We start from the raw sequence: 25,345 nt of genomic DNA on the forward strand, positions 1-25,345 counted from the left end.
TAATGAATCCCAAACATCTCAAAAACTGGTTTGCTAATTGCTGCTACTGTACCTCATAACATCCGGAAGTGCTGTATATAAACAGAATACAGGAGTGGTGGAGAAGCGAGCGGGAGTGGTGGAATGCTAAAGGTCAAGATTGGACTCAGCAATTAATAAATCTGATGATTAAGTATCGCAATATAGGTCACGATTGGCAGTTCAGCCAAGAGCAAAAGTCATTGCTGAGAAAGTATTACGATGCTAATAAATTGCTGGTAGAGTGCCTTAATAGCGGTTGTAATGTATCTCCTGCTGTGCGGCAGGAAATTGAGGAGACATTGCTGTTGCCGATCGCAAATCTGCAAAAAACCGATGACAAGTGCGATCGCCCGCTCTAATTCCACTCGCTACCTACTCCGATATCAAGATGCGATCGCCCCACAATTCGTCATTCAAAGCCGGGGAAGTGTCAAAGGATCTATCCACGTTGAAAAACTGGGAAAAATGGCAAAAGCCCCCTTTTTTAGGGAGCTTAGCAACTTCAGCTATGCTCAAAACAGAAATCCTACTGCGCCTTTGGCAATGACTTTTGAGGGGTTGCTACACCAACTTTGGGAATATCCATGATCGGTGCATTCACCCCAAGCATCAAATCGTTGGGATTAACCATCTCCACCAAAGGCTCGTTTAAAGCCATAATCAAACCGTCTGATTCAGCAGGAACGGGCGATCGAGCAAACTGAGGAGCAAACAATTGGCGATCGCCACCGACACCAGACACCACCGCAATCAACAAAGCTGCGATCGCACCTCCACCCAAAATCCAAGTGTGTTTCGGCTTGCGTTCGACCCGCTGCAAAACCTTCGTCGCCAACTCCTCGGCAGATTGTTCCGCAGCAGGCACCGGCAGTGCCTGAAAACTCTGCTGCATCATCAGCAGTCGCGAGTACAAACGCTTCGTAGTGGGGTCATTTGTCAGCCACTCCTCAACTTGCCGGCGTTCTGTCGCCGTCACTTCACCGTCGAGGTAGGCACTCAGCAATTCAAAGCGATCGCGCATCATAGTAGTTACATTGCCCTGGGCATAATTGTTGTTAACTTGAGTTTCAGCGAGTGAATCCCCGACACCTTGCTGATTCTGATTTTTATCGAATTCACAGTTACCATTCATAATTTCAGACTTGCTCTAATTGGGGAATCACGCACTCGCTATTTGAAGGATTTACTGCTTATTTATATTTTAAAAGAGAAGTTTTGATGTCACAGCAAACATCACCAAATCTTCTTAACCCGCCTCTGAAAATACTTTTGCTAATTACCATCGAGATATTTTTGCAATTCCAACTGCAATCTTTGGCGAGCTCTAGCAATTCTCGACTTGACAGTTCCCAGAGAAACTCCGGTCATTTCGGCTATTTCCTCATAGGCTAAACCTTCTATTTCTCTCAAAACAATTGTTGTGCGGAATACTTCCGGCAAATCTGCGATCGCCACCCGCAACTGGTCGTAAAATTCTCTAGTCGTCAAATCTTCATCAGGCCCCGGACTGTCTGCCGGAATTTCCCAATCAACCTCGCCATCTTCCAGAGTACGGGGTACGTCCAGCGACAGCGGAGTTCGCACCCGCTTGCGCTTCCGCAACTCATCGTAAAACAAATTAGTGGCGATGCGGCTGAGCCAGCCCCGAAATTTAACAGGCTCTTGCAAACGGTTAATATTGCGGTAGACCCGAATCCACACTTCCTGAGCCAAGTCTGCTCGGTCTTGCCAGTCAGGGGCCAAGTGATAGAGAACCCTGTCTACGTGGGACTGATACCGCTTCAACAGTTCTGAAAAGGCCGTGGTCTCAGGTCGATTTCCTTCCTGACACCGCAACACCAAGTCATAATTAGAGAGTTTTTCGGCTGGCAATTGCACTCTTTGAACGGTCGCCACAACCGCAGACCAGGACACGGAAATAAAGTCGCTCATCGGTGGAATTGGCTCATCGAACATTCCACACTTTTTGACGCTAGCAGATCCCTATTGGTTCCCGCGCTCGGAAACTGCGATCGGCTTGAGTCATCAAACAGTCAATGACTGCTAACTGCTTACTAATGCCCGACAACCTCGCACGCTCCTATACTAACCCAACTGCTAGAACCGTCAGCCCAATGTTCCTTTTTCCAAATCGGTACATTGTGTTTGAGCGTATCTATGGCGTACTGGCAAGCTGCAAAGGCCTCCCCCCGGTGGGGACAGCCAACAGCCACCAGTACGCTGATTTCGCCCACCTGCAAGTGTCCGACCCGGTGGTGAATAGCGACCCGATTGACATCGGCCCACTGGTGGCGGATTTCAGTAGCAATTTGCTGGAATACTCGCACAGCCATAGGTTCGTAGGCTTGATATTCTAGGGAAACTACAGCTTGACCGTCAGTTTGGTTGCGGACTGTACCGCTCATCATTACCACGGCTCCGTTCGCGGGGTCATCTGCCAAAGCATATATTTCCTCTACAGACAAGGGCGCTAAGGTAATGGCGAAGCTGTCTGATTCATGCCGTTGAGGAATTGTGCCGATCGAAAGTGCAGCGCTAGAGTTCATTGCCAAAGAAGTGGTGCTGGATATGTTAATTGATCTTGACACAAATCAAGTGGCGATCGATTGATCTTGCATCCTTGTCAGGGAGACGGGGTGGCTAATCTTGAGGCTAATCTCGTAGCACGGGCCAGGGCCCGATGCCATCTTCCCGAACTTCTGCACCAGTGCGATCGGCTACACTATGACTGGTCCGAAGCAAATTAAGATTGTGCTTGAAGACGAGCGGGATGCTTGTTCGATCAAATTAACTACCTATATTGCTGTAGCAATTCAATAAATAAGCACCAAAATAAGTAGTGTCATTCGCAACTCAGTACAAGCAATTCAAAACCCCAATCGATAACTTCGTTCCCTTTTTAATGACACAGTTAAGTTTAATTCTGCCCAGAGTTCTGATCCGCGTCGGCAAAATTTTTAGCAGCCGATGTAAACTTTATTTATTTTTTTGTTCCGGAAAGCTACATCAATGACATGATATACCTGTGCAGGGTTCAGGAACATTAGCCAGTACTCGGCATAAGCAAGACCTTAACGCCCTTTTGTAGCTTTTATGAAACATAAGTTAATAATTTGGGCTGTTAATTGAGGTTTTGACCTGAGTCTGCACCAAGAAAGGTTAACAACAATCACGAGGAAACTATGGAAGCACTAGCATTGAGCCACTCTTTTGTTGCTTATGAATCTCCAGAGTCCGAACTCCAGGTCAAGTCGTTAGACCAACTGGGCTTGAAAATTCCTAATTCTGCATGGATAGGCGTTGCAGGTATGGCAGTAGCCCTATCTGTTCTGAGTGTCGGTGGCGAAGCCCAAGCAGGTTGCTACCGCAAACACTGTGGCCATCGCGCCCATCACGGCCATCACAGCTACGCCAAAGTTGCCACGAATGGCGGCCGACTGAATATCCGCAACCGCCCCGATAGCTGTTCTCATGTAATCGGCAAGTTATATTATGGAGACCACATCAAATTGACCGGTCGTTACAAAAACGGCTGGGCCCAACTCAAAGGTGGTGGCTGGGTGTCTGCGTCCTGGCTTTCCTAACTCTTAACTAGAGCAATTTACATTTCTAGAAAGAGTTTTAATCGTTACCCGGTCATACTGGGTAACGATTATTTTAAATATGCGATCGATCCTGAAAATCATGGAATATCCGAAATTCATGACTAACAACTAACAGCCTAAACTTTACCGCCGCCGATTAGATAAAGTAATGCCATCCTCACCGCCACGCCGCTGGTAACTTGCTGAGATATCAGGCTAAACTGGGCATCGTCCATCAAATCAGAACTAATTTCCACGCCACGGTTAACAGGGCCCGGGTGCAACACCTTCACATCCGGCTTGGAGAGTTTGAGCCGATCGCGCGTAATCCCGTACAAAGAATGGTACTCTCGTAAACTCGGCAGCAAATGCTCGCTCATCCGTTCCTTTTGCAGCCGCAAAGTCATCACAAAATCAGCATCCGCCAAAGCAGGTTCAAGCTGCCAGTGCAAAAATAATTTCCCTTCCCTACCATCGCCACACTCAGCAAACAACAGCGGTAGCAAAGTCGGCGGCCCGGCCAAATGAACCTCTGCCCCAGAAGCCGTTAGACTCCAAATATTAGACCTAGCCACCCGCGAATGCAAAATATCCCCCACCACAGCAATTTTTTTGCCCGCTAAAAGTTCCAGCCGCGGACGTTCGGTATCTAACAGAACACAAATAGTAAATAAGTCTAGCAAACCTTGCGATGGGTGTTCGTGTTGGCCATCTCCAGCATTCAGAACGCTGACTCTCGAACCCAAGCGATCCATTTCCGAAGCAATCGTGCTGGGAACTCCAGCTTGTTCGTGCCGGATTACCATCAAATCCGTTCCCATCGCCAGATAAGTCTTAGCCGTATCCAGAATAGTCTCCCCCTTCGTCAGAGAAGAACTTCCCGGCGTAAAATTTAGCGTATCCGCCGACAGCCGCTTCGCCGCCAACTCAAAACTATTGCGAGTCCGGGTAGAAGGTTCAAAAAACAAATTCGCGACCACTTGACCCTGCAGGGCCGGCACTTTCTTCGTGCGGCGGCCGAGCACCTCCCGAAAACTGGCCGCAGTTTGCAGCACCATATCGTATTCGTCCGAGGTAAAATCAGCCAGAGTGAGAATGTGTCGCCTTGTCCAAGTCATACAATTTTAGATTTTAGATTTTAGATTTTAGATTGACTCAATCAGGACGGACGATGGGTTTGGAACTTGCTTGTACGCCCGCTCTGCTGTCGCCTTTGAATGTTCGATCGACATTTAGGGGTGGCGATCAACAGTATCCAACAATTTTCGATCGCTTTTGCGGTGAGTAGAGTTATAATCAGTTTATGTAGCTCAGACCCCACTCTCACAGCGAACCCAGCGTCGAAGGTGAAACAGGTGTGGTTTACCCGCAGGAAAGCGGAAATTACGCTGTAGCAGCGAAAGAGCAGTAGTTGCAGTTTCTCCTACGCAAACTCAGCCTTGTCAAGAACAAGCCGAACGTAGCCCTTGCATCTGCCACTATGTGGAAACAACGATGTGGAAACAATCGAGGCGGCAAACCTCCCACTGTCGATCGACAGCATATAGCGGGACAATTTAAAGATGATTAATTCTTTGAAGTCGGTCTTGACTCTTCAGTCCTGCTTATAGGCCCTTGTCAAAACGAACAGTGTTAAGATACAAGTTGAATATGTAGCTTCCCGACAAAAATCTACACGTATCTTGGCGAGACTGTTCTTAGCGAAACTGCGGTAACAAGTGTGAGCTGGGAAGTTGTAATTACACAAGATTTAAACAATTCAAGAGGTATTATGAGCCAGCAGGTTATACAGCCGATGGTTAAGTTCCAGCGTCAGGTGCATTCTCTTGTCACGTCTGACATTATCAAGCCCACAGACAGTATTTGGAAAATAGCTCTGCTTTACGGCGACGAATGGCCGTACTGGAAACAGCAATTGCTAGAGTTTGATTTTTCTATGCAAGACCCCGTGAGCGAGTTGATAGCTGTAGAAGCTTGGGACGAGGAATAACAGAGGAGACGGAGGACTGGGGTGTCGGAGAGAAATTTCGAGGCGATCGGGTAAATTTTATTTTATAAATTTACCGTTGCTAGCTTCTTCCCTCTTCCCTTTTCCCTTTGCCTTCTTCCTAATGACTTTTGACTTGTAGCTTTTGAGTTGTGACTTCTATTAAAGGGAAGCTGCTAAAGCTCGAGCTAATTGTTGAGCAGTTTGAAAGCGATCCCCAGGCTTAGCTGCCGTGGTTCGCAAAATGGTCTCTCGCAGCTTGGGGGCGATCGTCGGAATATTTTCGATCTTAAACCCGTAACCTCCAGCTATTTTCCCGTAAAAGTTTTGAGGGCTTTGGGCCGTCAGCAAAAAAATCAAAGTAGGCCCAATAGCATATAAATCCGACTGAGGCAGAGGCTGTCCCCGGTCTTGTTCTGGTGCGGTGTAGCCTTCAACGCCGATGCGAGTCCCTGGAGGAGTGCCTATTTCTTTAACGGCACCAAAATCCAGCACTGTAATGCAATTGTCGCGGTGGCGCACCAGCAAATTAGCAGGTTTAATATCCCGGTGGACGATCGGGGGTTTTTGAGAGTGAATGTAGTCCAAAACCTCACAGGTTTGGATCATCCACTCTATTGCTTGTTGGGGAGCAGCAGGGCCGCGGTTGTAGATGCGTTTTTCTAAATCCTCGCCGTGGAGCATTTCCATCACCAAGTATTTTTTCCCCCCTTCCACAAAAAAGTCAAAAAACTGAGGAATTCCCGGATGGTGGAGGGCCTTGAGAGTTTTAGCTTCACGTTCAAACAGTTCTTGAGCTTTGACTATTTGAGCCATGTCAGCATTCATTTCTTTGAGGACTACCAGAGAAGCTGCGGGGGAACTTCCGGGTTGTTGAGCTTTCGCTTTATCTCGATCCCAGGCTAAAGTCGTTGTTCCCATACCCCCTTGGCCCAAAGTTCGCAGCACTTGGTAGTGGCGCACCGTGCGATCGACTTTAATCGGTTCGCCGCAGTGGATGCAGAATAAATTCCCCGGCGGGTTTCCCGCATGGGTACACCTCGGGGGGGCGAGATTGACGGTGGGGTTCGCCTCAATCTTGCCGCCGACTTCAATAGTAATAACTTGGAAATGCAGAATTGGGCCGCCCCGCGCCAACTGGATCAGGGCACCGTCGGATATCCAACCCTGAGACATGAGAATACCGTTTACCAAAGTGCCATTTGTCCCCGAATTAACTAAATACCACTGACTGGATCTCCCGTTATTAACTCTTTGCAGTTCCAGATGCTGCCGCGACACTAGAGCATTAGGGATCACAACGTGATTGTCTGGAGAGCGGCCGATGCGAATAATGGATTCGCTCTCGAAACTCCACTGTTGCAGGGGGGTCTGTTTTTCTGGGTCTAAAAGAGTCAGCAGCATTTTTGATGGATGTGGTTAATCTGCTAATAACTAGCAGGAGTTGCCCCGCTTCTGGCTGGGCAATTCTTTTGCCCAGTGCCAACTGTAATAGCTGGCTATTGAACGAGGAACTAATAACTAGCTCTGTTGCAGCGTTTAACCGTAAATTTACTAGAAATCAATCTGTTGCATCGTTTGCGTAATAGGTCTTATTAGTAAGATTTTAGCCCTTAGCTTCATCAAATCTTGATTAAAGCACATTTTTTATTAAAAATTGCATAAAGATGCTATCGCTATCTCATTTTTGTAAAATATCTTCCCTATTATTGCTGATAAATAAATCCAGCTTTTTACCCAAGCATATCTAATTAATCCTATCAAAATTAAGGACAGAATAACAATGACTAAAAACTTACAAAAAATGGCTGTTGCTGCTATTTTGGGATTGGGGGCGACCGCAGTCAAATCTGCAGAGGCTGCATCAGTGAAATTAACTTTTTTTCAGGACACCGACACTCCTGTAGCTGTAGGCTCTTTCAGCTATGATGAATCGACTCCTTATGAAGCTATTTTTCCTTCAAGAAGTGTGGGAACACCTCCTTTAGAAATTAAGGTCAGCGATAAATGGTTTGTAGTACAGGATTTTGCGGTAAATTTACTCGGGCTGTCGTGGAACTTGTCCCAGGCTACAGTTGGCGACAGGGGTACAAGGCTTTCACCTTTCTTGTGGGCACCCTTTGACCGATCTCAATTACAAGTTGTTACGGCAAGTTTTTCCCCTTTCGGTTCCGAAGAACCCAATCTCTGGGGAAATTGGGCATTTGGAAATATACGAACACCTCCAAATCTGGTCATATTTGGGAATAGCGACGAACCAGGATCTAGAATGAGCTGGCTGCAAAATGGTTTTCAATCAAACGGAAGCTACCTCAACAGCGGATATGTAATAGCAGAGGAAGTCAAGCCTGGCTCTGAAAACTCAGAGGCTGTTCCTGAACCTGGAACAGTGGCAGGTTTAACTCTGGCAGCCGCTGGCTTGGGCTACGCCAAGAAAAAGTTTGGAGCATCCAAATTCTAAAATCGAAATGCGCCTACCTGCGCCCGAATGATAATTGCCGTGATATTGTCGTGACCGTTGCGTTTGTTGCCCAGTTCAATCAACTGGGCAACTCCCTGGTCGAGATCGGCTTGGGGATTGAACAGAGGTTCCAGAGTGTTTTGCCAGTGAGTTTCCAACAAATCATTATCTGTCAAACCGTCGGAGGCCAAAATCAACAAAGTATCTTCGCACAAGTCTAAAAACTGCACGTCGGGCTTGAGAAAATTACTGTCTCGCGGGCCGATGGCTTGAGTTAGTTGATAGGCGTCGGGACGGGCATAAGCAGTTTCCGGGTCAACCCCGCGCTTAATTTCGCGCTGGCCTACTTCGTGGTCTGAGGTAATTTTTTCTAGGGTTTGTCCCTTTCTCAATCGGTAGAGGCGGCTGTCGCCGACGTGGGCAACGGCGAATTTGGTGTCTTGAACTAAGACTGCGACTAGAGTTGTACCCATGCGGGCGCTGCCGGAGCGTCCGTCCTTTTGATTGATTTCAAAGATGGCTTTGTTGGCTAGCAGGACTCCCTCGCGGATGGTGTCTGCAGGAGGTAGTTGATTTTCCCAACGGGTTTGAAAAAATTCTCTGAGGGTTTCAGCGGCTAGTTGACTGGCTACTTCTCCCCTGTCGTGTCCGCCCATGCCGTCGCAGAGAATGTAAAGCCCTTTGGTTTGAAAGATGCGACCGAAGGAGCTTTCGAGTTTGTTGAGCTGAGTCCAGATGCTGAAGAAGTCTTCGTTGTGGTCGCGCGTGCGGCCAACATCGGTGAGACCTGCGTCTTCTAAGCTGTAAATCTGGACTGGCATGGGCTGGGTTAAGACCTCGCCAACGTCGGGGGGGGACTGGTCTGGGCTGCGGAAAGGCCCGCGCGTCGGGGTTGAGGTTGGTGAAGGTGCGGGTTGGAGTTCAAGGGGAACAGTTTCTAGGCGCGATCGCAATTCTTCGATTGTGTTAATCTCGCCTCTGTACATTTGTTGCAGCAGTTCGAGCAATGCGCCAAACTGAGTGCGATGATCGGACTGGCTAAATATCACCTGCCACAGTTGCCCCAAATCTACCAGTTGCAGGTTTGAGCCGGCGGGTTCGGGATAGAGGTATTGCAGCCGCAAAGAAGCCAAGGAAAAGGAAGAGTCGGGGTTGACTCGCAAATTTGTCAGTTCCAACAAGCTTTGCCTACAGCGCCAGGGTTCTAGGGCAGCCCACAGTTCTGTCATTTCGTGCAGCCAGTATAAAATTTGCTGGATGGAAGTTTCGGGTTGACTCCAGCGTTCTACCAGCAGCGGCCATTGGGAGCAGTCTTCTAGCAGCAGCACTGCTTGTTCGTTGTCTGACCAGCTATCGTGAATGACTGGCAGGTTTTGAGAGAATTGCCACCGCAGTGCCAGATAAGGTTCAGCTATGCCTTGGCAAAGCTCTGCTAAGGCGGAATTGGTTGAATTTTCTCCGCCTTTGATTGCTGCGGTATAGGGGGATGTTCGTCTGGCGACGCTGGCAGAGTTGGCTGCTAGCATGGCTTTGAGGGGTGACATTTCCAGCGGCTGACAGTCCAATACTGTTACTGCTACTGTGTCTGAGCGTTTTCTCGGCGGCACGGTTTCTAGGAGTTGGTAGCGCTGCTGAGTGTCTAAATAAGCTCCGGCTGGCTGGGAAGGGATTAAATATTCTGAATTGGGGATGGGGAATTCTGGAGATGGAGGGGAGGTGTCAGCGATGTTTTGGCTGTGGGGCTTGTCGGTTGCTTCCTGGATTTGTTTAGGCTGTGGTGCGGTTGTAAAATTCTGCTCAGATGGGGTTATTTCGCGCTCTGGTGCTGTAGTAGAGCTTTTTTCTGTTGTTTGAAAGGATGCTGGCGCGATCGCCCCCACGGCTACCACAGCGTCTATTTCTGGGCTGCTGAATTCGGCGACTTCGGTCAGTGGAGAAGTTGGTTCTACGGCTGTTTGGGGTTCGGCTGGGGTGGTTATTTCTGTTTTAATCGCGTCTGTGATTGGTTCAGCAGAGTTTTGGGGCGATACGGTTTTTGGAACTATGTCTGGTTTTTGCGGAAACTCGGCTGGGGGTAGGGTTGACTCGTCTGGCTCGACTGCTGGAAAATTCGATCGACGGCAGATAATGGCCCGCCACACTTGACCTGTTGCGACGCCGCAATTCTGACATTCTTTGGCGCTAAAAGCGACTTGGGCACCGCATTCGTGGCAAGGTTTGTAAATTAGGGAATTTCCGCATTGTTCACAAAACTTGTTTGGATTGGGATTTTCAAATTGGCAGCGGGGACAGAGAAGCATAGGGGTTTTAAATTGGAGATGGGCGATCGAGTTTGGCGGTGGGGAGTTTTGGGTTTTGGGCTGTGAGTTAGGAGTTATAAGTTTTGGGCCTGACTCGCAACGGATAACTCCCATGGCCCTATGCCTTATTTTATCGGGATGAATTCAGAACTCAGATATTTCTTAGAACTGAGATGTTGTCTCCGTGTCAGGAACAGCCCTGTTAAGCCACATCTACAAAAACCTCTCTCGCTTCACAGGCGAGAAAGGCAGCCCCACGGGCGGGAGCGAGTGCTGGCCCGACAAGAAAATTTATCTCATGAGTGGAACTGTCATCCTGCCTATGCTTAACAATGCTGCTAGATATCAGTTAGAAGGGATTTGCTGTAGAATCTTCTTGGAAAACGGTCTCTCGGGCGATCGACACAATGGTGGAGAGGGGTACTTCACAGAAATATTTCCGCCGGAATTGTTCTTCGGAGACTGCTGCTAGGAATTGCGCTGCAAAACGCGCGGCAATCGGGGAATTTGGCACTGAGAATTGAATGGATTGGCTATCTAATAAGGGTTTGGGCATTTGATCGACCGCGTCTTGCTGCTGTGGGGTTTCGGGTTGTCTGGAGATGTGGAAAGCTCGATCGCGGTAATGGATTTGGAAACCGAGATATGTTAGGGTTTTGAACCCTAGTTGCAGCGATGTGTCGCTGATGCCGAGTTTTTGGCGGAGTTGCTGTCTGGTGACGGGTTTGTTGGTGCGGCTGAGGTATTTGGCGATGCCGATTAGCTGTTGGCAGATTTGCTGTGGGGGTACGAGTGGGGGTAATGTATAGGCGATCGCGAGTTTTTTCTGAGCGTGCTGTGCTTGCCGAAACCAGATCCGCAGTTCGTCCCAGCTTGCGGGGCATTCTTTGAGGACGAGCGAGTTTTCGCGATCGACCTTTTCGGAATTGTAAACTAGATTGTCGATCGGCATTTGATATTCTAAGTTTGTGCTAGCGCCTAATAACTCTTCATCGTTATTTCTATTGCGCCAGTCTACAATCCAATCTATTAGAGTCTGAGAATTTATTTTGTTGTCTTCCGTGCGTTCTTGCACTGATACGAGGCGCACTTCATACCGCGATTTGTAAGTATTAAAATCGAGTTCAACGGTTACATCGCAGCGGCCTTGGGGAACTTCATTTTGATTGTGTCCCCACCAAATGCCGGGAAATCCCGTATCGCTAGATTCGTCCCTAATTGTAAATTCTGTTTTGATATATTCTACTTTTTGCCCTTTCAAGTCCTTGATTTTTTGATTCCACAGATTGTCAAACCAGCAGTTTTCAATTAGCAATTTGGGGACGGGGTTGCCCATGCCACAAGGTTCGAGCAATTTTAGTTCTTGAAATAAGTCCTTGCCTAATTCGGAGACAGTAATTTTTAAGTCGGCTTGAACGGGGGCTGCTGTTAAACTATCGGTGCTGTATTGTTGTCGCAGTTGCTGATTTACCGCATCTGTAAATAGGGGGATATTTTCAACTGGAAGACTCAATCCGGCAGCGAAAGGATGGCCGCCAAATCTGTGCAATAAATGCGCTTGATCTTTGACTAATTGGTAAAGGTCGATTTGATTGGCGGAACGGGCGGAACCCCTGGCAATGTTGGATGGGGAAAGTCTTGGTGATTCTGAATCTAAGAAGGAGGTAAATTGCATTTCTGGGGAATTTTCATTAATTTTTTCGCTTCCTTCTGTGCTGAATAAAATCACGGGGCGACCGTATTCTTGGGCGATTTGTCCCGCTACTAATCCTAATACACCTACGGGCCATTGCGGGTCGCTGAGGACGATGACGCTAGTAGTTGAGAGGTCGAGTTTGGCTAATTTGGCCGCGGCATCTTTGGCAACATCTTTTTGTAAAGATTTACGTCTGCTGTTGGCAATTTCGGTTAAATTTGCTAGTTCTTCGCAACGTTTTTTGTCGCGGCTGGTGAGGAGTTCTACGCAGAAGCTGGCGTCACCTTGAATGCGGCTGACGGCGTTGATTCGGGGGCCGAGCCCGAAGGAAATGTCGGTTGGGCGATCGCCCGATCTTTTGCACAGTTCGAGCAATTTTGCAACTCCCGGGCGGGTGGGATTTGCGATTTGTTTTTGCAGTTGTTGGATGCCGACTTGTGCTAGGTAGCGGCTGTCTCCTGTAAGTTGGACTAAATCGGCAATTAAGCCGATCGCTACTAATTCTAATAAATCTGTGAGCGGGCGCTGCGGAATATCGGGTAATGTGTAATACAATGCTTCAACTAACTTGTAGGCTACTCCAACTCCTGAGAGGTTAAATAGTTGGTGGTTTGGGGGAAAGTAGCGGGGATTGATAATGGCTGTAGCTGGCGGGCGATCGTCTGGTAATGTATGATGGTCGGTAATAATTGTATCGATGTTTAAGCTACTCGCATATTCGATTTCGGCGATGTTTGTACTGCCAGTATCGCAGGTAATAATTAAGCTAATCCCCGATTTTGCTAAGGCATCTATTCCCGGGATGTTGAGTCCGTGAGATTCGGTTAAACGGTTGGGAATGTAATAATTTAGTTGGTCTTTTTGAGCAAAAAATTCTCCCAGTCCGTCCCAAAGTACAGAAGTTGAGGTAATACCGTCAGCGTCGAAGTCTCCCCAAATTGCGACTTTTTCACCGCTGTTTCGTGCTTGCTGGATTCTTTCTATCGCCCAGTTCATTTCTAGCCCGAATTCAAAGGGACTTGCTGGTTGGTAAAGTTTGGGATTTAAGAAACCGGGTATTTGTTCGGGATTCTGAATTCCTCTATACCAGAGAAGTGCAGCGGCATAGTTTCCGGGGAGTTCTGGTGCGTGATTTCTGACAGCTTGGATCAGCCAAGCTGGGGGTTGGGGTAAGGGTTGATTTGGCCAGTTGTGAGCGGTTTCTGTCATGCGATTTTAGATTTTAGATTTTTACCACAGATGAATCCGAGGGCTTTTTTGTATGTTAAATAAAACTTAAGCCAGTCACTGGTTCCCCGGCTCTGCCTGGGATCCCATTTCCAGAGGCTCTGCCTCGCTTACGATCAGGAAAATTGGAGGCAGAGCCTCCGTATCTGCGTTACCAGGCAGAGCCGAGTAACGAGTAAAATGGGGGGGGTTTGTTGATATATTAAATAAATATTTCGTCGATTATAGCAAGATTTGGTAGCCAATCCGTGGGAGTTTCTGCTGCAAGATTGGGTAAGAAAGCGGTGTTGTCTGTTGTGCGGTTGCAGCGAGTGGCAAATTGACAGGAATCGCAAAGATTGGAACTAATTTCTACTTGGGGTAAGAATTCGCCGCCTTCGGTATAGCGCTGTCGCCAGTCGGTTAGCTGCTGCAATAGGTCGGTTAAATCTTGTTTTGTGCGATCGTGTTCTGTTTGGCTGTAATAAAATGTGAGTTTTTGTGGCGGTTCTTCTCCTTGCAATTGTACGAACCAGTATGTCATGGAAACTTGTTCGGGGGAATAATCGCTGGTTTCTACTAAGACGTATAAATAGAGGCGAGTTTGCCAACTTTCGGCTATCCATTTTGATTTTTGAGGGCGGGGATAGGTTTTCCAGTCGAGAATTTGGGCGGCGCTTGGTTCGGCTATTAGCAAGTCATAGATAACGGTGAATAGGTAGTCTTGGAAAATTAGGGTGCGGGGGTGTTCGGCTTGGCGAAAAATGTTGTCGCTATTTTCTGAATCGGCGAAAAGTTCGGGGGCGGTGTTGATAAATGCTGCCACACAGCGTCCCAGTTCTGGGTCTTGTTGGATGATAAATTCAAGGGGGAGTCCGAGTTCTCGCTGCTGCATTAATAGGTGAAAGTGGCTTCCCCATGTGAGTTTTTCTTTGTGTTCTGGGGAGGCGGTGGTGGCTAGGAGTTCGAGGTAGCTGTGTTGGAATTTGCGGGGGCATTCTTCCAGGATTTTGAGTTGGGTTTGCGAGAGTCGGAGCATTTTTTTTGTGTGATTTTGTGGGTTTGGGGTAGGGTTTTATGATACTAATTATTGCAATAAAAGACGGCGGTTGAAACCGCTACTATACAAACGAAGTTTCTCTCGCTTGAGACTAAAAAATAAAGAAAGATTGACGAGCGATGTAGTCTGCAATTTGCTCGATGTCTTGAATTGCGGGTTTAGTGAGACGAAATTGTGGAGTAATGCTTGTGATGAACTCTAGCGCGATCGCAGGTTGGCGCGAATTTGTGCGATTGCGATTGCACCGTCTACGACTTCACCACGTTGGAATGCTTGCTGGCCAATCAGTGCGTCTCGTTGAAGTTCTTGCAGTCGTCCTTGATAAATGTCTTCTTGTTGTTCGAGGAGTTCAATTGCTGCGAGGATTACTTCGATCGCACTTTTGTATTTGCCAGTCGTGAGTTGACGCTGCACGAGGGCTTCGACTTCAGGTGACAAAACAATTTGCATGGCGCTTGAGAGGAGAAGTGTTGATTCTATTGTAGGCGATTCCCTACGGGATAGCTGCGCTCGTGCGTACTTCAGTTATATTGTTTTGGATTAACGGGCGAGCTTAATTTACTCACAAATCATATAGGCTTGCTATATGATTTGTGAGAATTTACCATAACTGTGAAGCTTGGGGAAATCAAATATCTGATAATGAGTAACTAACTTAAATATATATAGCAATCCTGTATGAATTGTGAACAACTTGCATTGGTAATGCCCCCGTGTCTACGTTACTCTTAGAGGGGCAACCACGGGGGGTTAATCCGACTTTTAGTCTGGTTGCAAGTCAAAGACTACGACAAGCGTTGCTTGAGGCATCAGTTGACGCAGGTACAGCAAGTGTCCGTCAGCATCCGATCAACTGCGAAATCGCCCCACAACCGCCCCCTGCATACTGGGCATGAGTTTGGCGATCGCCCAAGGGTACAGCCGTTTTTGGAACGCGATCGCCCCAGGATTCGCTGCGAATCCCTGTTGATAACCGTTTTGTGGCATGATGGTTTAGTATCCTCTATGGGCTACAGGAAAGGGCGTTAGTAAGTCTCTTGCCGGAAATCGACTAACGCCTCTACTACTATGATTAAACACCAAACTCACAACGTGTGTCAATACTTGGCGCTAAATATTGACACTTACTATATTAAAAGGTTTATTCAGCTATGGATTTGAGAGCCTTGAGAGAACGTGCAGGCCTGACAATCTTAGACGTAGCACGGGAACTAGAATGCGCGGAGTCTTCTATTCGCAACTGGGAAAAAAGCCGAACCTTGCCAAAGATGGAAGTTTGGCAAGTATTCCGAATGCGAGATTTGTATCGATGTAGCGAAGCGGAGTTGGTGCTAGCTGTCAGAAAGTCAATGCCGACGGAAAAGAAAGAACAGACAAAACTGACGGAGTAACAATACTTATGCAGTCTTGAAATGTTTGTTAAAGTAATAGATTTTATTTTTTCAACCGCAGATGAACGCGGATAAACGCGGATGAAATTGCGATCGCACTTGATCGCACATCACAAAATTACTCTTTTGTCAATACAAATACGCTTTCTTTATTTCCCCGTCCAATCCGCAAATCTTTATCCAAATAAGTGATATCAAGCCATCCCTGCTGTTCGCGAGTATCCAGGCCGAAATCTACAGCAGCGAACTTTTTCCCCGACTCAATCTCATCGATAAACTTCCCCGGAGATTCATAGCCAATCAACCTGCTTAAACCTACTATAGACCGCTCAAACTTCACCTGCACTCGCCGTTCCGAAGTTGGCTCAAATCTTGCGGCTACACTGACAATTCCTTCCAAATAAGGCAAGCCGTAAAGTTCGCCAATGTTGTAAATTTTAGATTCTTTGACACGGATAGATTGATAAATTTGACCCAATTTTACCAATGGAAAACTGTCAAGATTCAGCAGTTCGCGACTGGTGGTGTACAATAACCGCCAATCACCATTTAAAAGCTCTGCAGCTTCGACAGGCCGTGATGTGGGGTTGTAATCTTCCAATTGGGCGATCGCACTTAAAATCGCTTGTTTGTCGCTGGGAGTCGCCAGCAAACCGCGATTCTTACCAGCAATGATCTCTAATAGTGCAGATTTTCTAAGCATGATTTTTTAAGAAGGAAGAACACGGATTTTGGCACGAATACACGGATTAATTATCGAACGTCAGGCAAAAGTCAGACCGCTCTTTTCTTCAGTCTCAAGCGAGAGGGACGAAATTTTGTGTAGTAGCAATTTTAATCGCCGAGTCCGCAGAGTATTAACAACTAATAACTAAGATACCAAATTTCACCAGATAGAGCAGAGTCCGATACAGGGCTGCTAATTCTTGGTCGTTTTTGGTATAACGCCTGAGAACTTCTCCAACGCTGACAGCACCCTTTTGCTCGATCGCATCCAATATCTCCATCTGAATCTTAACAGAGATTCTTCTGTCTTGACCGAAGCTGGTAAACCAAATTGTTTGCAACTCTCTCAGAAGTTCTGATGTGGCGATCGCACCCAGACTCAGCATCATCTCATTGCTTAAACTTCTAGTCGCATAATTACCTAATACCCGAAACGGATCGTCCCCTAGGGGATAAGGCGGCTTCCCGGGTTTTAAAGGTGCTGACTCCGGTGCCGCAAGGCGAATCTCTGCTAATTCCTGCCACAATTGTTCGTAAGCAGCAATTACTACTTTCCAATCATAAATTTCCCTCGCCCTTTGTCTGGCATTTCCCCCCATCCGCTTTCTCAATTCGGGGTTTTCAATTAATTGGCACAACGCCAGGGTGCAAGCATCAATGTCAACTGCTGTGGCAAGGGAAGTGTGACCCATGTAAGTCGGCCAATTTAAGCTGCCGTCAAGATAATTTAGGGCTAAATCTAAACAAGATTCCGGGGGCGGGATGAGTGTGGGAATGCGGAAGCCGTCTATTTCGTGGCGTACAGATTCTTTGTATCCGTTCCAATCGGAGACTATGGCCGGCAGTCCGTTCGCCATGGCTTCTATTGGTGTCAGTCCGAAGGATTCTTGAATGTTGTCGGACAGTGAAATGAAAATGTCGGCCGCCGACCAAATATTTATTCTAATTTCCGGCTGTCTCCCATCTAAAAAAATAGCATTCACCGACGGACAAAATATTTGTGCGCTCTTTTTAAAGTCGGGTTCTTCTCTCGGATCTTCGATCCAACCGGCTTGAATTAAGTGGATCTTGGCTTTTGTCTGTTGTGATGCCCGTTCTAGGGCGATGTACATGGGTACCGGATGACCTTTTGCAGAAAAAGTCAATCGACCGACAAATAACACAACAATATCTTCGGGAGAAATGCCGAGTTCTTGTCGAAGTTGGCGGCGACTTTTAACTGCTTCCACACCCTGCGGAAACGCGCTGCAATCGACTCCTAGGGGAATAACGGGGAATTTAACCAAAATTTCCGGTTTACCGCCGTTGCGCTGGGCTAAATATTCAGACCACTCCCTCATAACTCCTTCTACTGCTGTTTTCACGGCTGTAGAGGTGCAGATCAGGGCGTCCCAAGGCTGCATGGGTGCGGTTATCAAATCGCCCATCGCCTCCATGATGTATTTTGTACCGATCGTGTGAGTAACGCCGCAAACGCTGTAGGCCCGCTGATCGACAAATCTGCGCGCCCACACCATCTGCGACAAAACCGGATCTGGTCGGTAAATTGTGCCCGGTTGAGATAGCAAATCCGGTCGTTCCATGGGAATCCAGCGAACTTTCCGAGGTTTTTGCAGCCAAGGTTGGATGTGCGAACAAAACTCCTTAAAGGTTGCTTCGCTATCGGCGCAACAGTAGAGAGATTCAGCGGTTCCGTGTTGGACTAAGCTTTTGAGAAACCCTTCTCCGGCTGAATGACGCCCCAGAAGTTTTTTGCCTCCGGTGTGGTAGCCCTCTTTGTTGTATAAAACCGCTGCCGTTGTATCCATTCTGAGATTTATTGCTTGAGAGTTGACTGAAAAAGCCAGAGGGCATTCGGGCTCAGGCTTTGATGAAAATCCAGGAGACTGTTGTGACTCAACCCCTTGCCGTTAGGGAAGCTGGCACAATAGGATCGCCGCCTGTCCCGCGATATCTTAAAGACGATCGTCTTAGATTACAATGCTTACGGCTAAAGAAGGATTGGCAAGAGCGGATTTTAGTGTTATCCTCATGCCCATGCTTGGGGGCGATCGCCTTTTGGGTCTCCCATCTTATCCGATCCGGAACCAAACAGTGCCTGTGGTATAATGCTTTAGCCTTGCTAAATGCCCGATTTGCAAGTGCTTGATCAAAGGAGCAGTTCGTCGGCAAAACGTTACCTCACTCGATCGCGTCTTTGTCTTTAAAAACCGATAATCATGTACAACCCATCTCTGCGTCAAATTCCTCGCCACTTACCTGCGGATGTAATTCCATTAAAACAGCAATCTTCTCTTTTAGACTGGTTGGAATCTAACAATCGCTTGTTAGCAAGGGATGTCCAAGAACCCGACTATCTGCACGAAGAAGAAATTTCTGAACTTATGGCAGTTGACGACAGTCCTTACGATGATTTAGAAGAGGAAGTAGAAGAGGATGTGAGTGTAGGCGAAGAATAACGGGTAGAAGGGTGAAGAAATCAACCGGAAACAGGGAAGAAAAACTAAGAGATTTCTCAATCTCCTGTATCGCACCCTATTCCCCATTGTCAATTGCTTATTCTCAAATAGTGTGTGGTGAGGAGTGTTATGGATAACTTTTTGGATGAGAAAATCCCTTTTAGTCTGCCTTTCAAACTTACAGGAAAGAATTTATTCCTGCTGCTGGGTTTGGGGATCGGCACTGTAGCGATCGGTTTAGATGTAGCAGCGGATAGATTTTTGAATTTACCTGCATCGCTATTTATGCCGCTAGTTGTTTGTGCTTTAGTTGCGTCGGGGTTGGGCTATGCAGTTGTTCCCGTACTCCAGCAACTAAAAGCTGGACAAATAATTCGCGAAGACGGCCCCCAAGCACATTTGAAAAAAGCGGGAACCCCGACAATGGGAGGCATCTTTTTTGTACCTGCAGGGGTAGCAGTCGCTTTACTTTGGTCTAAGTTTAACTCAGATGTTGTTGCCGTATCCGCTTTAACTTTAGCTTACGGTTTCATTGGCTGGATTGATGACTGGCAAATTCTGCGACGTAAGTCGAACAAAGGTATTTCACCTCGGATGAAATTGGCTTTGCAAATAAGTTTTGCTGCTCTATTTTGTCTGTGGCTGATGTTTCATCAACCTGCTATTTCTACGAATGTTGCTTTGCCTTTCGGTTGGGTATTGCCATTAGGTTTGCTGTTCTGGCCAGTGGCTGGTTTTGTGCTAGTTGCCGAAAGCAATGCTACTAATCTTACCGATGGTGTTGACGGCTTGATGGGCGGTTTGGGCGCGATCGCACTTTTGGGACTAGGTGCATCTGTAGCCTCTACTTCGCCAGAATTAATGATTTTTTGCGCTTGCATCAGCGGCAGTTGTTTCGGTTTCTTAGCACACAACCGCAATCCAGCCAGTGTGTTTATGGGCGATACAGGGGCTTTAGCTTTGGGCGGTGCGTTGGGTGCGGTAGCTTTATTAACAAATAGCCTTTGGATATTATTAATTATCAGCGGGATTTTCTTTGTAGAAACGCTGTCAGTAATTGCTCAAGTAGGTTATTACAAAGCTACAAAAGGGCCTGATGGCATCGGCAAGCGTCTGTTAAGAATGGCTCCACTGCACCATCATCTAGAGTTGTGTGGCTGGTTGGAAACTCAGGTTGTGGGAATCTTTTATTTAACTAACGGGGCGTTAGTGTTAATGATTCTGATGTTGACGGGAAACAGTTGAGAACGGATTGCGTGACGGATTGCACAGGGGATGTAAGAGATATTTTCTACTATTTGAAAGACACAGGCAAGATGCCTGTTCCACAAGAACTGAATGCAGTTGTGGAACAGGCATCTTGCCTGTTTAAGGCTCAAGCAACAGGCTTTTGGGCTGTTCCACATTTCTTAGTCTCTTAGAGAGGGACTTCGTTTCTCTAGTAAGTAGCAGTTTCAAGCGCGGAACAATCTATAATATCCCTCGTTAATGCAATGGAAATAAAAAAAATTAGAGGCAATCTGGGGAGAATAGTTTCATCTACAAGCCTTCTCTTGCTGGCTGCTAGCTCAGTTTTTTACTGGAACCTCGTTAGGCTGGGTTATGCTGTTCCAATTCCCTACATTTTAGACGTTTTCTGCTTAAATAACTGTCCGGCTGATGATTTAAATATTTTGCATACCCAATTCCCGCCCGATAATTTATTAAACTACGACAAGCCGCTAATACAAATTTTAGGCGAACCAGATAAGTTAGATAAAAACAGAATTTCCATCCTAGTTGAAAAATCAAAATACAGGCTGACTGTATACGATAGTAAAAAGCCAGTAAAATCTTATCCTGTAGTATTTGGTGGCAATCCCACAGGTAATAAATTAAAAGCAGGGGATTTGCGGACCCCGGAAGGTGTTTTTAGTATTAAAGATATGTACCCTCATGAAAGTTGGTCAAAGTTTCTGTGGCTGGATTATCCAACCAAACAATCTTGGCGCAAACATATAAAAGCTAAGCAAGATGGTACAATTAGGTGGGGCGACAGTGTAGGCAGCGAAATCGGGATTCACGGCGTTCCTCCTAATTCGGATAATATAATAAAATCTAGATCGAACTGGACCTTGGGATGCGTTTCTCTGGAAAATAAGGATGTTGAGGAGTTGTATCAGTTTGTGGAGAAAGGCACAGAAGTAGAAATTATTCGATAAGTTAAGTTGCCATAAAACTTGTTCGTAATAATGACTTTACTCCTAATTGACTCAAAAAACTGGATAGAGGGCTAATGAACAGTGACGACGGGTTTTTACCTCAAGTTTCGGTGGTTGTTCCTGTTTACAACGGCGAGATGGATTTGCCGGAGTTGATTGAGTCCCTGCGATCGCAAACTTATCCGCCACACAGAGTAGAATATCTCTTAGTAGACAACAACAGTCGCGATCGCACTTCAGCAATCCTCGAAACAGCAGCTAAGTTGGATCAAATAACCATTCGCCACCTCACCGAAAATCAGATTCAAAGTTCCTACGCCGCCCGAAATAAAGGAATTCGCGCATCCACAGGCGAAATCATTGCATTTACCGATGCAGACTGTCGCCCGGAATCTGACTGGCTGGAAAATTTAGTTAAGCCATTCGTTGACTTAGAAATAGGAATTAGCGCTGGGGAAATACTCGCATTGCCCGGTAAAACTATTTTAGAACAACACGCCGATCGCCAAAATACTTTATCTCAAAAACATACTCTCGCTCACCCTTTTTGTCCCTACGGTCAAACCGCCAACTTAGCTGTACGGAGGCTAGTTTTACAACAAATAGGACTATTTCGCCCTTACCTCACCAGCGGCGGCGATGCTGACTTGTGTTGGCGGATTTTGCGGGAAACATCCTATAAAATGTATTTTGCCGAAAATGCAATCGTCCGACACCGCCACCGTTCTACAATAAAACAGTTGCAAAGTCAATGGTATCGGTACGGCGAATCTAATAAATATTTGCACGAACTCCACAGTGTCGATTTGATGCGAGAATTCACAACAGGGGAATATTTTTACCGGCTGGCTAGGTGGCTGTTAAAGGAATTTCCGCTTGCTGCTGCCAAAAGTGCGCTCGGCGGAGCCGATCTGGTAGATTTGTTTAATACGCCGATCGGTCTTTTGAATGTTAGGGCAAGGTCCATGGGGCAGCGCCAAGCCCAACTTCCCGAATCAGCTTGGGGCATTGAGCGTTTTTAATATTTTAGACCATAAGCCTTTCACGGGCGGGCAGGATGCCCAACTCCTACTCCCCACAAAAAAATTGAACTATGAGTGGAACAGACATCTTGCCTGTTCTAAATAAGCCTTTCACGGGCAGGCAGGATGCCCCACCCCTACTCCCCACAAAAAAATTGAACTATGAGTATGAGTGGAACAGGCATCTTGCCTGTTCCTCAAAATGGTGCAAGATGTGCGCTCGACAAATATTCGTTTGTATACAATCCGCCCCTATAAATACCTATAAGTCCAGTTTATTGGTGCATATAGATATGCTGAATGAGAAATATGAAAATTTAACGTAATCCTTAATATAAAATTAATAAGTCGATTCTGAAGCGCTCGGTTTGACGACGGGAACCAACTCAGAGGCAAACCCCCAAATTTTCTTTACTTCTGCCTTCTGGCTTTTCAGTGCTGTCGTCAGCGCATCGGAATTATTCTCAGAATTTTAAATTTTTGTAACCTTTACAGGTAATGCCAATGGCTCAAATCTTACTCCAGACCGTTTGGTTTATACCTTGCTATCCACTCATAGGCGGAGTTCTGTCGATGCTGTGGTTTCCGGCAGTTACCCGCCGCACGGGGCCAAGACCATCCGGTTACGTGAACGCCATATTAACCTTGTTCGCTTTTTTACACGGGGTCATAGCCTTGACAGCTATCTGGAACCAACCGGCGCAACACGAGTTGATTCCCTGGCTGAATGTAGCAGGTTTAGACTTAACCATTCCCGTAGAAATTTCTGCAGTCACCGTCGGGGCGACTGTTTTGATTACCGGACTGAACTTGCTGGCGCAGATTTATGCTTTCGGTTACATGGAAATGGACTGGGGCTGGGCTCGGTTCTTTTCTCTGATGGGGCTGTTTGAAGCTGGGATGTGTGGCTTGGTACTGTGCAATTCCCTGTTCTTCAGCTACATGATTTTGGAAGTTCTGACTTTGGGTACTTACCTGCTAGTCGGGCTGTGGTTCAATCAGTCTTTGGTGGTGACAGGAGCCCGCGACGCTTTCTTAACAAAGCGGGTGGGAGATTTATTCCTGCTGATGGGAGTAGTCGCCATTCTGCCGCTGGCCGGAACTTGGAATTTTGACGAGTTGGCTGTTTGGGCCGAGACTGCAAAGCTTGACCCCACTGTAGCGACACTGCTGACTTTAGCTTTGATTGCCGGCCCTATGGGTAAGTGTGCTCAGTTTCCCTTGCACCTGTGGCTAGATGAGGCGATGGAAGGCCCGCTGCCGGCGACAATTTTACGGAACACCGTAGTTGTGGAAACTGGTGCTTGGATTTTGATTAAGTTGCAGCCAGTGATTGCTTTGTCGCCGATGGGGATGACGATAACTATTATTGTAGGTGCTGCGACGGCGGTTGGTGCTTCATTAATTGCGATCGCCCAAATTGACATCAAGCGCACGCTTTCCTATATAGTCAGCTCTTACATGGGCTTAGTATTTATCGCCGTGGGCACCGGACAAGCCCAGACAGCCCTGACATTGATATTTGCCTACACCTTGGCGATGGGTTTGCTGGTGATGAGCATCGGTTCGGTAGTTTGGAACAGCGTCACTCAGGATGTCCGAGCTCTCGGCGGTTTGTGGGGAAAGCGGCCAATATCGGCGATATCGTTTATTGTCGGTAGCGCTGGATTGGTTGGACTGCCGCCCTTCGGCTGCTTCTGGGCTTTAGAAGACTTCACATCCGGGCTTTGGCAAACTCATCCTTTGCTGTTAGGAATAGTGCTGTTTGTAAACGGCGTCACTGCTTTTGGCTTGGTGCGCGTCTTCGGTTTAGTTTTCGGTGGCAAACCCAAGCAAATGACCGAACGTTCGCCGGAAGTTCACTGGCCTTTTATCTTGCCGATGACTGTTTTAATGGGCTTTACTTTGCACGTTCCGCACTTGCTGGCTGCGTGGCATTTATTGCCTGGGGCAAGTTTGAATTATACCGCAAGTGGATTGCTAGTTTTGTCAACGGCGATCGGCATCGGTGCTGGAGCATTTGTTTACCTGAACGAGAAATGGGAAAAACCGGTACGAATTGGTTCTGAAGCTTTGCAAGACTTTTTTGCTTACGACTTTTACACTGCCCAACTTTACCGGGTGACAGTGATATTTGCAGTCGGTTTAGTTGCTCAAGTTATCTCTTGGGTTGATCGCAATATTGTTGACGGATTCGTGAATTTAATCGGTTTTGCAACTGTTTTCGGCGGGCAAAGCCTTAAATACAACGTTAACGGTCAAACTCAGTTTTACGCCCTGACAATTCTGTTCGGAGTAGCAGTTTTGGGACTGCTCATAAGCTGGCCGTTGCTAGTTCGCCTGTCGCTGATTGTGGGCGGGTAAAGAAATATAAGCGTGAAGATTTTAGGTGACACTTTTAATCTAAAATCTTAAAAACATGAAGTCTTGAACAAAGATTTCAAACTCGATACAACAAGGAAACCTCAATGAACCCAAATAACAGACAATTCACTCTTTCCCGACGCAATTCCCTCAAATTTGTCGTAGGAGCCATTGGTACAGGGATACTCGCAGCAGGAGCAGGCGCTGATTTGGCTGCACCCGAACCAGCAATTGCTCAAACTGACTTGACTCCCGATGCAGCTCTGAAACAGTTAATGGACGGCAACCAGCGGTTTGTTGACAGCAAACGCCAAAATCCCCACCAAGACTTTGGGCGTCTCACCGAAGTTGCCAAAACTCAAAAACCCTTTGCTGCTATTCTCGGCTGTGCAGATTCCCGCTTTCCTTCGGAAATTATCTTCGATCAAGGATTGGGAGATTTATTTGTCTGTCGCGTGGCCGGAAATGTTGCTACTCCTGAAGAAATTGGCAGCCTGGAATTTGGCACGCTGGTATTGGGAGCAAAAGTGCTTGTGGTAATCGGGCATAAACGTTGCGGTGCGGTAGACGCAACGATTAAAGGAGCTCAAGTTCCCGGCCAGATTGGCAGTTTGCTCGATGCGATTAAGCCTGCTGTAGAAAGCTCGAAAAACCAAACGGGCGACAAGCTGGAAAATGCTTCAAAAGCCAATGTTGTGCTCCAAGCTAACAGGTTGAAAGCCTCTCCAGTTATCTCTAAGTTAATTGCGGAGAATAAACTGAAAGTTGTTGGTGGCTATTACGATTTAGACACGGGCAGAGTCACTATTCTTTCGGAGTCGTGATGAAATTTGGGATTGATAATTGGGAAAAATTTTAACATTTAAA

General features: G+C 46.9%; 23 protein-coding genes. 11 read left to right on the forward strand and 12 right to left on the reverse strand.

The annotated features are described in order from the left end of the window. Positions 1-68: 68 nt before the first annotated feature. A complete protein-coding gene (locus QUA57_RS23285) occupies positions 69-380 on the forward strand; it encodes an NACHT C-terminal helical domain 2-containing protein (RefSeq protein WP_333063912.1) in 312 nt (103 codons plus the stop codon). A 167-nt stretch (positions 381-547) separates the two neighbouring features. On the opposite strand, the gene QUA57_RS23290 is transcribed toward QUA57_RS23285, so the two are convergent. The 3 genes from QUA57_RS23290 to QUA57_RS23300 form a co-directional block, all read right to left on the reverse strand. After that, positions 548-1,153 (reverse strand): zf-HC2 domain-containing protein, encoded by a 606-nt coding sequence (locus QUA57_RS23290; protein WP_333063911.1) that lies wholly within the window; start codon positions 1,151-1,153, stop codon positions 548-550. Positions 1,154-1,293: 140 nt separating this feature from the next. Beyond that, positions 1,294-1,953: a sigma-70 family RNA polymerase sigma factor gene (locus QUA57_RS23295; protein WP_041622468.1), complete on the reverse strand. Its 660-nt coding sequence runs from the start codon at positions 1,951-1,953 to the stop codon at positions 1,294-1,296. A gap of 122 nt (positions 1,954-2,075) precedes the next feature. Further along, entirely contained in the window at positions 2,076-2,567 is a 492-nt protein-coding gene (locus tag QUA57_RS23300) for a molybdenum cofactor biosynthesis protein MoaE (RefSeq protein ID WP_333063910.1), read from the reverse strand. A 636-nt stretch (positions 2,568-3,203) separates the two neighbouring features. Between QUA57_RS23300 and QUA57_RS23305 the strand changes: the two genes are divergently transcribed. Beyond that, positions 3,204-3,605 carry an SH3 domain-containing protein gene (locus tag QUA57_RS23305; RefSeq protein ID WP_333063909.1) on the forward strand — a complete coding sequence of 134 codons (402 nt, stop codon included), beginning with the start codon at positions 3,204-3,206 and terminating at the stop codon, positions 3,603-3,605. 137 nt (positions 3,606-3,742) lie between these two features. Here the strand turns inward: QUA57_RS23305 and QUA57_RS23310 are convergent, their stop codons facing one another. Next, on the reverse strand, positions 3,743-4,723 hold the full coding sequence (locus QUA57_RS23310; protein WP_333063908.1) for an aspartate carbamoyltransferase catalytic subunit: 981 nt from the start codon (positions 4,721-4,723) through the stop codon (positions 3,743-3,745). 653 nt (positions 4,724-5,376) lie between these two features. Here QUA57_RS23310 and QUA57_RS23315 point away from each other — a divergent pair. Beyond that, on the forward strand, positions 5,377-5,595 hold the full coding sequence (locus QUA57_RS23315; RefSeq protein ID WP_006631282.1) for a DUF4327 family protein: 219 nt from the start codon (positions 5,377-5,379) through the stop codon (positions 5,593-5,595). Positions 5,596-5,754: 159 nt separating this feature from the next. Here QUA57_RS23315 and QUA57_RS23320 read toward each other — a convergent pair whose 3' ends face one another. Continuing rightward, complete coding sequence (locus QUA57_RS23320) at positions 5,755-6,996, reverse strand: protein kinase domain-containing protein (RefSeq protein WP_333063906.1); 1,242 nt, start codon at positions 6,994-6,996, stop codon at positions 5,755-5,757. Between the two features lie 379 nt (positions 6,997-7,375). Here QUA57_RS23320 and QUA57_RS23325 point away from each other — a divergent pair, with 379 nt between their 5' ends. Beyond that, positions 7,376-8,053, forward strand: coding sequence for a PEP-CTERM sorting domain-containing protein (locus tag QUA57_RS23325; RefSeq protein WP_333063903.1), 678 nt, complete (start codon positions 7,376-7,378; stop codon positions 8,051-8,053). Here QUA57_RS23325 and QUA57_RS23330 read toward each other — a convergent pair. From QUA57_RS23330 to QUA57_RS23350, 5 genes are all read right to left on the reverse strand, one after another. Beyond that, positions 8,050-10,353: a serine/threonine phosphatase gene (locus tag QUA57_RS23330; RefSeq protein ID WP_333063901.1), complete on the reverse strand. Its 2,304-nt coding sequence runs from the start codon at positions 10,351-10,353 to the stop codon at positions 8,050-8,052. The two genes, QUA57_RS23325 and QUA57_RS23330, sit on opposite strands and share 4 nt — an antisense overlap. Positions 10,354-10,702: 349 nt before the next feature. Beyond that, positions 10,703-13,258 carry a DHH family phosphoesterase gene (locus tag QUA57_RS23335; RefSeq protein WP_333063900.1) on the reverse strand — a complete coding sequence of 852 codons (2,556 nt, stop codon included), beginning with the start codon at positions 13,256-13,258 and terminating at the stop codon, positions 10,703-10,705. A 220-nt stretch (positions 13,259-13,478) separates the two neighbouring features. After that, positions 13,479-14,294, reverse strand: a complete 816-nt coding sequence (locus tag QUA57_RS23340; RefSeq protein ID WP_333063898.1) for a PD-(D/E)XK nuclease family protein — start codon at positions 14,292-14,294, stop codon at positions 13,479-13,481. A gap of 219 nt (positions 14,295-14,513) precedes the next feature. Continuing rightward, on the reverse strand, positions 14,514-14,765 hold the full coding sequence (locus QUA57_RS23345) for a type II toxin-antitoxin system ParD family antitoxin (protein ID WP_333063896.1): 252 nt from the start codon (positions 14,763-14,765) through the stop codon (positions 14,514-14,516). Positions 14,766-15,164: 399 nt separating this feature from the next. Continuing rightward, a complete protein-coding gene (locus tag QUA57_RS23350; protein WP_333063895.1) occupies positions 15,165-15,302 on the reverse strand; it encodes a hypothetical protein in 138 nt (45 codons plus the stop codon). A gap of 164 nt (positions 15,303-15,466) precedes the next feature. On the opposite strand from QUA57_RS23350, the gene QUA57_RS23355 reads away from it, so the two are divergent. Continuing rightward, positions 15,467-15,706 (forward strand): helix-turn-helix domain-containing protein, encoded by a 240-nt coding sequence (locus QUA57_RS23355; protein WP_006631291.1) that lies wholly within the window; start codon positions 15,467-15,469, stop codon positions 15,704-15,706. Positions 15,707-15,824: 118 nt separating this feature from the next. Here the strand turns inward: QUA57_RS23355 and QUA57_RS23360 are convergent, their stop codons facing one another. Further along, complete coding sequence (locus tag QUA57_RS23360) at positions 15,825-16,409, reverse strand: PAP/fibrillin family protein (RefSeq protein WP_333063893.1); 585 nt, start codon at positions 16,407-16,409, stop codon at positions 15,825-15,827. Between the two features lie 154 nt (positions 16,410-16,563). Further along, positions 16,564-18,240, reverse strand: coding sequence for a glycosyltransferase family 4 protein (locus tag QUA57_RS23365; RefSeq protein WP_333063892.1), 1,677 nt, complete (start codon positions 18,238-18,240; stop codon positions 16,564-16,566). 411 nt (positions 18,241-18,651) lie between these two features. Between QUA57_RS23365 and QUA57_RS23370 the strand changes: the two genes are divergently transcribed. The 6 genes from QUA57_RS23370 (at position 18,652) to QUA57_RS23395 (ending at position 25,302) form a co-directional block, all read left to right on the forward strand. Further along, positions 18,652-18,891 (forward strand): DUF3134 domain-containing protein, encoded by a 240-nt coding sequence (locus tag QUA57_RS23370; protein ID WP_006631296.1) that lies wholly within the window; start codon positions 18,652-18,654, stop codon positions 18,889-18,891. Between the two features lie 129 nt (positions 18,892-19,020). Beyond that, positions 19,021-20,136, forward strand: a complete 1,116-nt coding sequence (mraY, locus tag QUA57_RS23375; RefSeq protein WP_333063890.1) for a phospho-N-acetylmuramoyl-pentapeptide-transferase — start codon at positions 19,021-19,023, stop codon at positions 20,134-20,136. Positions 20,137-20,384: 248 nt separating this feature from the next. Next, positions 20,385-21,092, forward strand: a complete 708-nt coding sequence (locus tag QUA57_RS23380) for a L,D-transpeptidase (RefSeq protein WP_333063888.1) — start codon at positions 20,385-20,387, stop codon at positions 21,090-21,092. 74 nt (positions 21,093-21,166) lie between these two features. Further along, positions 21,167-22,114 carry a glycosyltransferase gene (locus QUA57_RS23385; RefSeq protein ID WP_333063887.1) on the forward strand — a complete coding sequence of 316 codons (948 nt, stop codon included), beginning with the start codon at positions 21,167-21,169 and terminating at the stop codon, positions 22,112-22,114. A gap of 504 nt (positions 22,115-22,618) precedes the next feature. Next, complete coding sequence (locus QUA57_RS23390; RefSeq protein ID WP_333063885.1) at positions 22,619-24,478, forward strand: NAD(P)H-quinone oxidoreductase subunit F; 1,860 nt, start codon at positions 22,619-22,621, stop codon at positions 24,476-24,478. A gap of 104 nt (positions 24,479-24,582) precedes the next feature. After that, positions 24,583-25,302 (forward strand): carbonic anhydrase, encoded by a 720-nt coding sequence (locus tag QUA57_RS23395; protein ID WP_333063882.1) that lies wholly within the window; start codon positions 24,583-24,585, stop codon positions 25,300-25,302. The last annotated feature ends 43 nt before the right edge of the window (positions 25,303-25,345 follow it).

It is taken from the genome of Microcoleus sp. Pol7_B2 (assembly GCF_036701035.1).
Classification (GTDB): Bacteria; Cyanobacteriota; Cyanobacteriia; order Cyanobacteriales; family Microcoleaceae; genus Microcoleus.